The sequence below is a fragment of the Virgibacillus alimentarius genome (assembly GCF_000709085.1).
In the GTDB taxonomy this organism is placed as follows: Bacteria; Bacillota; Bacilli; order Bacillales; family Amphibacillaceae; genus Virgibacillus_B; species Virgibacillus_B alimentarius.
The window spans coordinates 1-10,115 of record NZ_JFBD01000087.1 but is presented as its reverse complement, the minus strand read 5'-3'; the positions used below and the strand labels follow the sequence as shown (position 1 = coordinate 10,115).

Sequence of the window (10,115 nt, the reverse complement as noted above, 5' to 3'; positions counted from 1 at the left end):
TTTCGGGGGTCAATACCTTTGTAGGTGGCTTTTTGAAGAAAGAATTTAAATTTGTTAATCGACACCAGGGAACCATCCAGGGGTGTGGATAATCGCTTTCCAAAGAGGATTCGGTACGACCAGCCGATCTTGACCATTTGTATCTAAAATGGTCTCAATGTCGGAAGCCTTTCCTTGTTCGATTTTGCCTACCCAGTCAGGATCTATAATAAGTTCGCGTCCTAAAGCTAGCAAAGGTACATCGCTTTGGATTGCGGATTGGGCATCCTCGGCTGAGTAGATGGAGCCTACTCCGATAACTGGGACTTTGTTCCCTATACGATCTTGGATGATTTCTATGCGTGAACGTGTATCTTCCACACCACGTCTAGAGCGAGACCAAAAATTCATTTGTGAAACATGAATATAATCCAGTTCCTTATCGGATAACACATCAACGAATTCCAACGTGTCCGCCATTGTAATACCCGGAGTTTGAGGTTCTTCCGGAGAAAGCCGGTGACCTACGATGAATGGATCTTTTGCGTGGTCATTCACGGTTTTCTGGATTTCATTGATGACAGCCAGTGGAAAGTTCATTCGTTTTTTCAGGCTTCCACCCCAGTGGTCGTCACGACGATTTGAATGGGGAGAAAAGAACTGATGGATCAGGTAGCCATTCGCTCCATGGATTTCAACACCGTCGAATCCGGCTTGAATAGCTCGACGGGTGCCCTCCCCATACGCATGAATGATTCCCTTAATTTCCCCATCCTCTAATGCACGGGGAACCGGTCCGTTCTCTCCCGGTGGAACTGCACTAGCACTGACAATGTCCCCATTTGGGACTAAATCCGGTGGACACAACCGTCCGCCATGATAAATTTGCAAGACCGCTTTGGCGCCTTGCTCTTGAATCGTTGTCGCCAACCTCCTTAATCCCGGGATCATATCATCATTGTGCACACCAATTTCGCCGGAGAATCCTTTGCCACCTGCTGTCACATTGGCACAGGCTGTGACGACCATGCTGACCCCTTTTGAACGACGTTTATAATATTTCACTTCATCATCAGAAACCGTTCCGTCCGAATTTGAGGACCAGTTGGTCATGGGGGCCATGACCACACGATTCTTCAATCGGGTACCATTCGGAAAAGAAAAGGATTCAAATAATGGCTGGTATTTTTCATTCAACGTTTTTGCCACCCCTTTATAACTTCACCTTAAAAAAGATTATTTTACAAAAATCAATGTACCTTCCTATCATAAAAACAACCAATCGCATATCATATAAATACTTGCATTACCTGCAAATTCCTTAAACATTCCTTAGTGCCTCTTCAATCAGAACATCGCCTGAGAGAATTTCAAACACCCGGTGGAATGTATTTTCTGTATCTAGTGAAGTGACAGCAACTTGCGCTACATCAGCACGCGGAATGCCACTGGAACGGTCTTCGATATGTTCCGCCGCGGTAATGGTCCCATTGGCAGGTTCGTTTAATAACCTTCCAGGACGGAGAATGGTATAATTCAAATGGCTGGCTTGCAAGTTTTTGTCCGCATCGCCTTTTGCTTTGAAATAATGCTTCATAGACTCCGGACCATTATCAGGAGTATCGGCATTCATTGAACTGACCATGATAAAACGCTTTACATGATTAATTTCTGCCTCTTTCACCGCCTTCATAGCACCTAGGCGATCCACCAATTCCGTTTTTTCAGGACCGGTATGGCCACCGGAACCAGCGGTGAAAATCACCGCATCGCAACCTTCAAATGCATAAGAAAAATCCTGTTCTAAATCACCAACAACAATCTCCGCCCCTAAATGTTTTAGTTCACTCGCCTGATTTTCGTTGCGAATCATCGCCTTCGCTTGATGTTCACTCTTGTTCAGGAGAGATAAAATATGTTGTCCAATTTGTCCATATGCACCAATCACTAATACTTTCATGCAAACAACTCCTCATCTAATAAATTCACAGCTCTAACTGATGATTATTTTTCATTCCCAATATTTCATTTTGTCTTTTCCAAAAAGATTAAACAATCGAATCAATACCGAATTTATCAAGTATGGATGCGGCACTGAACTTTTGCACTATTTTACGCGTTAGCCCCTATTCAAAATAAGGACCAGCGTTGTCACTCTTTTGCTGAAAAAATCGTTAGTAAGATTCGTCCACTTTCCTTACCTCACACGGAGGACAATTTTTCCTTTGGCATGATGTGTTTCACTTAATCGGTGTGCTTCTTGAATCTCCTCAAGGTTCATCACTGTCCCTACATTTGCGCGGATCTTTCCTTGTTCAATCATTTCCCCAATCTCAGCAAGCTGTTCACCATCAGGCTCAAGGAAAACAAAGCCCGCTTTCACCTTTTTCGTTTGGGCTAATTGCTGATTAGGCTGATCAGCAATAGAAACCAGAACACCTTCTTCTTTTAAAACATCATAACTTTGCTTCTGGATGTCACCGCCAAGCGTATCAAACACAATGTCCATATCGGCAAGAACCTGTCTGAAATCTTCGTTGCGGTAATCAATAACTTTATCTGCCCCCAACGATTTAACAAATTCAACATTTTTCGTGCTGCATGTCGTTGCCACCCAGGCACCCAAGGATTTTGCGAGTTGAATGGCAAAACTTCCAACTCCCCCTGATCCAGCGTGAATTAACACTTTGTCACCTTGTTTGATGTCAGCAAAGTCAAAAAGAGATTGCCACGATGTTAATCCAACGAGCGGAATGGATGCAGCTTCTTCAAAAGATAGATTTTCCGGTTTTTTTGCAACAAGGTTTTCATCAACAGCTACATATTCCGCATAAGTTCCATTACGGGTTATATCCGGCCGGGTAAATACCTTGTCTCCGACCCTGAATTTCGTCACTTTTTTTCCTACCTCTTTTATTGTTCCTGCAGCATCCAAACCTAGAACAAATGGAAAATCATATTGCAGCATTCCTTTTAGATACCCCTCACGTATTTTCCAATCAACGGGGTTTACGGACGTAGCTGCTATCTCAATCAAAACATCATTGTCTTTCAAACTTGGTTTGTCTATTTCCGTATACTTTAACTCATCAATCCCGCCGTAATTTTCAATCATAACTGCTTTCAATTTAGGTCCTCCTTCATTATACATTTCCTTATTTCTAATTCGTTATTCCTCATCAACTTTTATAAGTTGCTTGCCAAGATTCTCACCTTTAAACAAACCGAGAAAAGCCTCTGGTACGTTCTCAAATCCTTCCACAATATTTTCTTCATATTTCAGTTTCCCCTCGGCTAACCAGCTTGAAAGATCTCGGATACCTTCACTGAAACGGTCAGCATAGTCACCAATGAGAAAGCCTTTGATCAATCCACGGCTCTTAATAAGTTTTGTCTGAATTCTCGGACCTAGATCACCGTCAGTCCGGTTATAAGACGAAATCGCACCGCAAAGAGGGATGCGTGCAAATTCATTTAATAGATTTATCGCTGCGTCAGAAATTGGTCCGCCGACATTGTCAAAATATATATCTATTCCATCTGGACAGGCTTTCTCAAGCGCCTGTTCCATATTTGGAGAGGTTTTATAGTTAATCGTTTCGTCAAAACCAAGCTCCTGCTTTAAATAGGTTGTCTTTTCATCGGAGCCAGCAACTCCAACAACTCGAGCTCCTTTAATTTTAGCAATCTGTCCAACGATCATACCAACCGCTCCCGCTGCACCGGATACAACAACTGTTTCCCCTTGTTTTGGCTGACCAATATCAAGCAGACCAAAATAAGCAGTCAAACCAGTTAAGCCAAGGACACTGAGGTATGCGCTCAGAGGAGCGATTGTTTCATCAATTTTACGTACCTTGGATTCCTTAATAACGTTATATCGCTGCCATCCAAGCGTCCCGACTACCTTATCACCGACGCTTAACTGATCTGAATCAGACAAAATGACCTCTCCAACAATTCCGCCACAGATCATCTCATTTAATTCGAAAGGTTTCACATACGATTTTGCATCATCCATCCTCCCCCTCATATACGGATCAACAGATAAATAGATTGTTCTAACAAGAACCTGTCCTTCTTCCGGTTGTGGTACTGGACTGTCTTTAAATGTAAAATTCTCTTTTGTTGGCATCCCTTTTGGGCGCTTTGCCAATAGAATCTGACTATTTTTCAATTTTTCTTTTAATGTCATTATCTTTCCACCCCTTTAGCTTTCAAGTCGACTGCAATATTACCCCTGATTGCTTTGGAGTATGGACAGATTTGATGGGCGGATTCAACAAGTTGTTCAGCTACTTCTTGTTCAACCCCTGGAATTTTAACATCCAATGCAACAGTAAGAGCGAAACCTCCATCGGTATCTTTTCCGATCGATACTTGCGCTTTCACCTCTGTTTCGTCAATTTTAATTCGTTGCTTTCTGGCAGCCAGATTCAACGCACTGTCAAAGCAGGCCGCATACCCAGCAGAAAATAATTGTTCCGGATTGGTTCCTTCTCCCCCTCCACCGCCAAGTGATTTAGGCATTACTAATGGCATATCAATTATCTTATCATCTGAAATCACACGTCCATTACGTCCACCTCTGACAGTGGATGAAGCAGTATATAAAGGATTCAAGTTTATCACCTCAATTTAATTTTACACAATTTAATTGCGCAAAACTTATTGAAACATAGAAAGTTCTTCTCGTCAAAAAATAAGTTTGACATTTTATGAACTTCCATATAGTTTAAAGTAGGGAAGTACTGAAAGGATGAATATTAATGGAGAAAGATGAAGCAATAAAATTAAACAACCAACTGTGTTTTTCTATCTATTCATTATCAAGAGAAATAAATAAATTGTATCGTCCGTTTTTGGAAGAACTCAATTTAACTTATACACAGTATCTTGTCATGCTTGTTTTGTGGGAAAAAGACTCCTGTACAATGAAGGAGTTGGGAGACAGTCTTTTTCTCGATTCCGGAACACTTTCCCCAGTGCTCAAGCGCCTTACAAAAAGAGCGTTAACATACCGAAAACGAGATCCCGATGATGAAAGGCGTGTTTTAATTTCCTTAACTGAAGAAGGAAAACAATTAAAGGAAACGGCAGCGGAGATTCCCGGTAAGCTTATTAACAAGAGTGGTCTCAGTGAAGAGGAATTTTCGAAGACCCTTTTTGACTTCACAAATTTATTACAGCAAATTCAGCAAGCGAATACAGAGTAAATCATGTGCCTCAGCAAAAAGGAAAGAAAAGGCAACAGGCCCCTCTTTCCTTTCCACAGTTTCAATATCTTTCGCTTACTAGAAAATTCTTGTATCCGGGATGGCTGATGCTCCTGAAAAATCCAAAATCAACAATAAAAAAAAGGTGACAACCCCTCACCTCCTTCCTTACTAAAGTTAAACTACTTTTCTTCCTCAGCTATCGTTAAAAGCTTATCATTCTCTCTATTTAGCGTACTGTTTTTTTATGCATTCCATTAAAATACCAATCCGTTTATTTTTAACATATCTTATTCAACTATTTGGCCTTTATGAGCAAGACGGGCACAGCTCTTATTCGATAACTATTAGCAATAGTTAAGCCTTTAAAGTTATCTCCAGTTTTTCAGCCGCGCGGCATATCCGTCAGCATACCTTCTCCTTCGTTCTGCCGAATCACCTGTGCTTCATACCGCAAATCCTGTGAGCTACAGAAAAATAGCCTACCGCCAAGTGCGGCAGGCTATTGCAAATATTCACTCTTACTAATTAGTTTGGAAGTTGTGTTAAAGTATTAGTCACAGAAATCAATGTAACGACTATGGCAATAATTATCCCTCCTAAATAAGGGTTCAAGCTTGCTCTGAAAATTTTCCTTGAAATTATCGCAGCTACAGGTAAGATGACCAGGAAACTAATTAGCCAAATGCCTACGATAGCCGATACATTTTCAAAAAATACATGTCCCGTAATAAAGAATGTGATGTATTGAATAGCGAGTACTACTATTGGCCCGAGTGTGTTAAAAAGAGCTAGTAAAGCGGTATTAATCCATTCTTTTTTTCCATTCCTGTAATAATTGAAACTGTTTACCACTACGGAATTGGCTACAAAGTATATTAAGAAAAATGGAAGGTATTTTAATGCGATAATAAGTTTATCCGGCGAAAAGTCCGTAACCGCTATGAACCAGATTCGAAAGTCTGTATTAAACAAATAGTCGCTGACAAAAACCAAACCAAACGCAGCTACACTTACAATGACAGCAAAAAGCACCGTTTTTCCAAGTGCTTTTAAGCTAATGGATACACCTATATCTTTCAACGTGGATTTATGCTCACTATCCGCAAATTTACGGGACAGGAACACTAGCAGTATAGCAAATAACCCATTCGATGCAGCCCATGTTCCAACATAAAATGTATATGCCTGTGGAAAGAAATCCGGACGATTCACCATCGCCCAGTTAAATAAGGCGATGTAGGAAACTCCTGAAAAGATAGCACTTGCCACAAGTCCTCCCCAAAACCACCCCTTTTGCTTCTTCGTTGCGAGTTCAGCTGGTGACGGGTCTTGTGATGCACGGAGCCCTGCAAATGGCCGGGTAAATAGCAACACCTTTGTAAAGCTTACGAGAAACATCCCAAAACCGATAAGGCCTAATAAGTTAAAGAACTCTTTGAATTGCCATACTTGATTATCTGCTGGTATCGGCTCTGGGTTTCCCAGTGTTTCGTCAAAAAAGTTTATACTCTGTGTTGCTACATGACCGGAAAAGTGATTCCACGGATGTGTTTGAGCCGGATTGTAAATCACGCGTGTAGCTGATTCTCCATTTATTTCTTCTTCATACATCTCATAACTGGAGCGAGTTGATTCAATATTGTCAGGGGATTCACCAAAATGGAGAAACGATTGTGCATTATCCGTGCCCATAAAATCTCTCGGTGCAGTCATTGTACCGTCCGGATTTTCAGTTCGGAAAAAGAATTCATCATATTGGGCTGCTACAATTCCGACATCTCTGCTTCCGTATTTATTATAGTATTTTCCAGTTTCCGGGTTTATATAGTCCGCATCATTTGCTACCAATAGTACCGAAGAGATCAATGGGTTCTCCTTTTCATTGTCCGCATCAATAGACCAGTTGGCAGCTCGAGCGCCGTTAGAATGACCTGTTATTCCAATCTTTGAAGTGTCTACATATGGGAGATCAGCCATTAATTCAACAGCATCATACATACCTGTTCCTCGTTCTTGCCACTCATCGGGCCTAACAGCTTCGGACTCCCCATGTCCATACATGTCTATTGACATAACAACATAGCCTCTTCTGGAATATTCAACGAAATTCATATCCTGCATTTCCTTGTTATTATACCAGCCATGACTAGTAACTATGCCCGGAGCAGGGTTATCTTCAGTCACACCATCAGGCACAAACAAAAACGCACTCATCATATGGCCAGATGGAGTCTCCCATTGCATTTCTTTGACCTCTACTTCACCACCAGAAGTCTGAACCAAAGATGCGCCAATCATACTAACAACAACTAATATTAATGATATTATTAAATATAGCTTAGATTTCCTTTTTCCATTTTCCATGTTTCCCCTTTTCCTCCTTATTTGTAACTTAGTCTATATGGTCCTCACCAAGATCCGTCACCTGCTAAAACTTCGGACGTGTGCCCCTCCTTCACTTAATTTCTATTAAACAAACAAGTATGTGAAAAGACAAAAACCCACACCGCAATAGACGCACTTCAGGAAAGAAGTACTATTACAGCATGGGTCTCCATAACTCCACCATTACTTTAACTTGTCTAATTTATTATAGCCTTTTGTGCAAACGCTGTCAATCTCTCAAAAGGATCTAGTCCGGGTTGCTGATTTTACTATTTATCTCTTGTTGTTGAGTATTTTTAAGTCTAGCCAAACTTCCGGCACTACGAAAACCCAAATCGCACCTCTGTATACCTAAAAAATTCCTTCTTGAAATATTTGGTAATCAATACACACGATGCTTCATTCTTCAATGCGTAGAGTAATCTTCAGCATTGTTAACTACTCATATATGGAGAAAATCACTGCTTCTTCACTTGCAATAAAGATAATTCGTCCAAAATCATTGTTCAACATTTTAGGTAAAATAAAATTTAGATAAACCATTTGCAGCAAGAACATTGGTACGGAAATATTTCTCCCATACGGAGGTAATCGGAAAATCTGATTTAATTTCATTTACAATTCGTTCTACTTCTTCATAATTCCGGCCATTAATAAGAACATTAACACCTTCTTTGGCAAGTTCAATAGCAATTGCTTTACCGGCAATTCTGCTTTATACGAAACAAAGGGGCGGTAAAGATCACTTCTATGGAGCGTCAATTTGTTACGGTTTTCACCAATTCCCCGGCGTCCTAACTGTTAGATCATTTTTTCACCCTTCTATTTTAACATTAAATTCAAATTATTCTTTAATCAATTCTCTACAATTTGGCCTAAAAATCCAAATATATCACGATTGTTATTCCGTTCTCGCGTCCGTTCGTAGAACAATCACTTTTTATTCATTGCTTAGAGAATCAATATTTGAATTTAATTCTTCAACCATTTTTGCTGGTTCGTCAGTTCTGAATACTACCGTTTTAACATATTTTTTTCGTCCATACGAACTTTTCATTAAAACAGGTTCTTTTAGAAAGATTTCATATTGAGGTGAATCCATATGTAACATTGCAAAGTACGTATCTTTTGGTGTTTTTTCCCCAATTCCGCCTTGTTCTTTAGCAGTTTTTATATCTTTTATATTACTAATTTCCAATTCAACACTGCTTTGATAGCCAAAGCGAATAATGACCTTATCAGAAGTAATAATATGCGGTAATGATCTTACGGAGTGATATAATCCCATAATATAAAGCAATGCATAGATATTTAATATTGTAAAAACCCACGCTGCAATATTACTCCATGACTGAATAAGAAAGTGGAAAAATGCACCTTCCAGTGTTATTAAGATTGAAAATATGATGATGATTGTTTTAAGCTGTGAAGTCTTATGATAAGAATAGGCGTCTTCATTTTCAATCACAGTTGGTTTTCTAAACCATCCTATAATGGAATAGTAGAAAACACTTAATTCCGTTAAAATTGCTCCTAAAACAAAACCATTTCCTAGTTTAGGTTCAAGAGATATTCTAATGACATCTAGAAAATCGTGTTCCTCATCTTGCTTGTTTCTCCTATAGCTTATAACACTTTTAAAAATGCCGTATATAACTACAATTAAAACGCTGATTTCTAAAACTGGTATAAGCCAAACTAACATTTTATTAAAGCATCCTTTTTGTGAAGAAGGGATTATTAAATAAGACGCTCCTAGACATATAATAAAAGAAAGATATAGTAACAATTTTGGCATTGTTCTTGTACGTATCAATAACCAGTAGGTGCCAAATGGAGGGAGAGCTATTAGGATTAACGTTATTAAGATCACTATAAAATCACTAATATTATCTAAGCGTAAGATGAAATAGCTTCCTGCCATTAAACTGATAATGAATACGATTAAAATTGGAACAAGGAACTTTTTTATGGCTAGCACCTCCATTTCTAAAATGTTTTAAGTTACAAAACAACCCTTTGTTCTTTGCATATTTGTTTCACAATCTAGCCCGATTGACCAAGAAAGTACTCTTTTGGAAGAGCACCCGATTGTTTAATCATTACTTAAAATGAAAGCTATAAAATGGAATCGGTGTTTCGTCGTTTTTCATTATTATTTCCGCAAAATCTTCTCCATCGCTTTTCCCTTTGCCAACTCATCGATTAACTTATCCAAATAGCGAATCTCTTGCATCGTTGGTTCTTCAATATCTTCCACTCGGACGCCGCAGATTACACCTTTGATCAAAACTCGTGAAGGATTCAATTGGGGAGCTTCCGCAAAGAAGGTCTCAAAGTCCGTCTGTTTTTCCAGATGTACTTCCAACTCTTCCTGGCTATATCCTGTCAACCAACGGATGATTTCATCGACCTCTGATTTTGTACGCCCTTTTTTCTCTGCTTTCGAAATATAATGGGGATAGACTCTTGCGACACTCATTGTATAAATCTTATGTTTGTTCATGATACATCCTCCTCGTATAGTATGTT

9 protein-coding genes and 1 pseudogene are annotated in these 10,115 nt (G+C 39.5%); 1 reads left to right on the top strand and 9 read right to left on the bottom strand.

Annotated features, from left to right (window positions below):
- Positions 1 to 54 precede the first annotated feature (54 nt).
- The 5 genes from GZ63_RS0113190 to GZ63_RS0113170 form a co-directional block, all read right to left on the bottom strand.
- Complete coding sequence (locus GZ63_RS0113190; protein WP_029270313.1) at positions 55 to 1,176, bottom strand: NADH-dependent flavin oxidoreductase; 1,122 nt, start codon at positions 1,174 to 1,176, stop codon at positions 55 to 57.
- Positions 1,177 to 1,300: 124 nt separating this feature from the next.
- Positions 1,301 to 1,939 (bottom strand): SDR family oxidoreductase, encoded by a 639-nt coding sequence (locus tag GZ63_RS0113185; RefSeq protein WP_029270311.1) that lies wholly within the window; start codon positions 1,937 to 1,939, stop codon positions 1,301 to 1,303.
- A gap of 237 nt (positions 1,940 to 2,176) precedes the next feature.
- Positions 2,177 to 3,106: an NADP-dependent oxidoreductase gene (locus GZ63_RS0113180; RefSeq protein WP_029270309.1), complete on the bottom strand. Its 930-nt coding sequence runs from the start codon at positions 3,104 to 3,106 to the stop codon at positions 2,177 to 2,179.
- Positions 3,107 to 3,148: 42 nt separating this feature from the next.
- Positions 3,149 to 4,174, bottom strand: coding sequence for an NADP-dependent oxidoreductase (locus GZ63_RS0113175; RefSeq protein WP_029270307.1), 1,026 nt, complete (start codon positions 4,172 to 4,174; stop codon positions 3,149 to 3,151).
- Positions 4,174 to 4,602, bottom strand: a complete 429-nt coding sequence (locus GZ63_RS0113170; protein ID WP_029270305.1) for an organic hydroperoxide resistance protein — start codon at positions 4,600 to 4,602, stop codon at positions 4,174 to 4,176. The genes GZ63_RS0113175 and GZ63_RS0113170 overlap by 1 nt, the downstream gene beginning before the upstream one ends.
- A gap of 146 nt (positions 4,603 to 4,748) precedes the next feature.
- Between GZ63_RS0113170 and GZ63_RS0113165 the strand changes: the two genes are divergently transcribed.
- Entirely contained in the window at positions 4,749 to 5,195 is a 447-nt protein-coding gene (locus tag GZ63_RS0113165) for a MarR family winged helix-turn-helix transcriptional regulator (RefSeq protein ID WP_029270303.1), read from the top strand.
- Between the two features lie 528 nt (positions 5,196 to 5,723).
- Here the strand turns inward: GZ63_RS0113165 and GZ63_RS0113160 are convergent.
- The 4 genes and pseudogenes from GZ63_RS0113160 to GZ63_RS0113150 form a co-directional block, all read right to left on the bottom strand.
- A complete protein-coding gene (locus GZ63_RS0113160) occupies positions 5,724 to 7,562 on the bottom strand; it encodes an alpha/beta hydrolase family protein (protein ID WP_029270301.1) in 1,839 nt (612 codons plus the stop codon).
- Positions 7,563 to 8,039: 477 nt separating this feature from the next.
- Positions 8,040 to 8,292 (bottom strand): annotated as a pseudogene (locus GZ63_RS17530) (SDR family NAD(P)-dependent oxidoreductase); the annotation flags it as partial.
- A 231-nt stretch (positions 8,293 to 8,523) separates the two neighbouring features.
- Complete coding sequence (locus GZ63_RS0113155; RefSeq protein WP_226374423.1) at positions 8,524 to 9,288, bottom strand: hypothetical protein; 765 nt, start codon at positions 9,286 to 9,288, stop codon at positions 8,524 to 8,526.
- Between the two features lie 450 nt (positions 9,289 to 9,738).
- Positions 9,739 to 10,089, bottom strand: coding sequence for a DUF2200 domain-containing protein (locus tag GZ63_RS0113150; RefSeq protein ID WP_029270297.1), 351 nt, complete (start codon positions 10,087 to 10,089; stop codon positions 9,739 to 9,741).
- Between the last annotated feature and the right edge of the window lie 26 nt (positions 10,090 to 10,115).

Bases quoted from the DNA above. Each gene is read 5' to 3' on its own strand.
- GZ63_RS0113185 (WP_029270311.1), bottom strand. From the start codon at position 1,939: ATGAAAGTATTAGTGATTGGTGCATATGGACAAATTGGACAACATATT.
- GZ63_RS0113175 (WP_029270307.1), bottom strand. From the start codon at position 4,174: ATGACATTAAAAGAAAAATTGAAAAATAGTCAGATTCTATTGGCAAAG.
- GZ63_RS0113165 (WP_029270303.1), top strand. From the start codon at position 4,749: ATGGAGAAAGATGAAGCAATAAAATTAAACAACCAACTGTGTTTTTCT.
- GZ63_RS0113160 (WP_029270301.1), bottom strand. From the start codon at position 7,562: ATGGAAAATGGAAAAAGGAAATCTAAGCTATATTTAATAATATCATTA.
- GZ63_RS0113155 (WP_226374423.1), bottom strand. From the start codon at position 9,288: ATGTTAGTTTGGCTTATACCAGTTTTAGAAATCAGCGTTTTAATTGTA.
- GZ63_RS0113150 (WP_029270297.1), bottom strand. From the start codon at position 10,089: ATGAACAAACATAAGATTTATACAATGAGTGTCGCAAGAGTCTATCCC.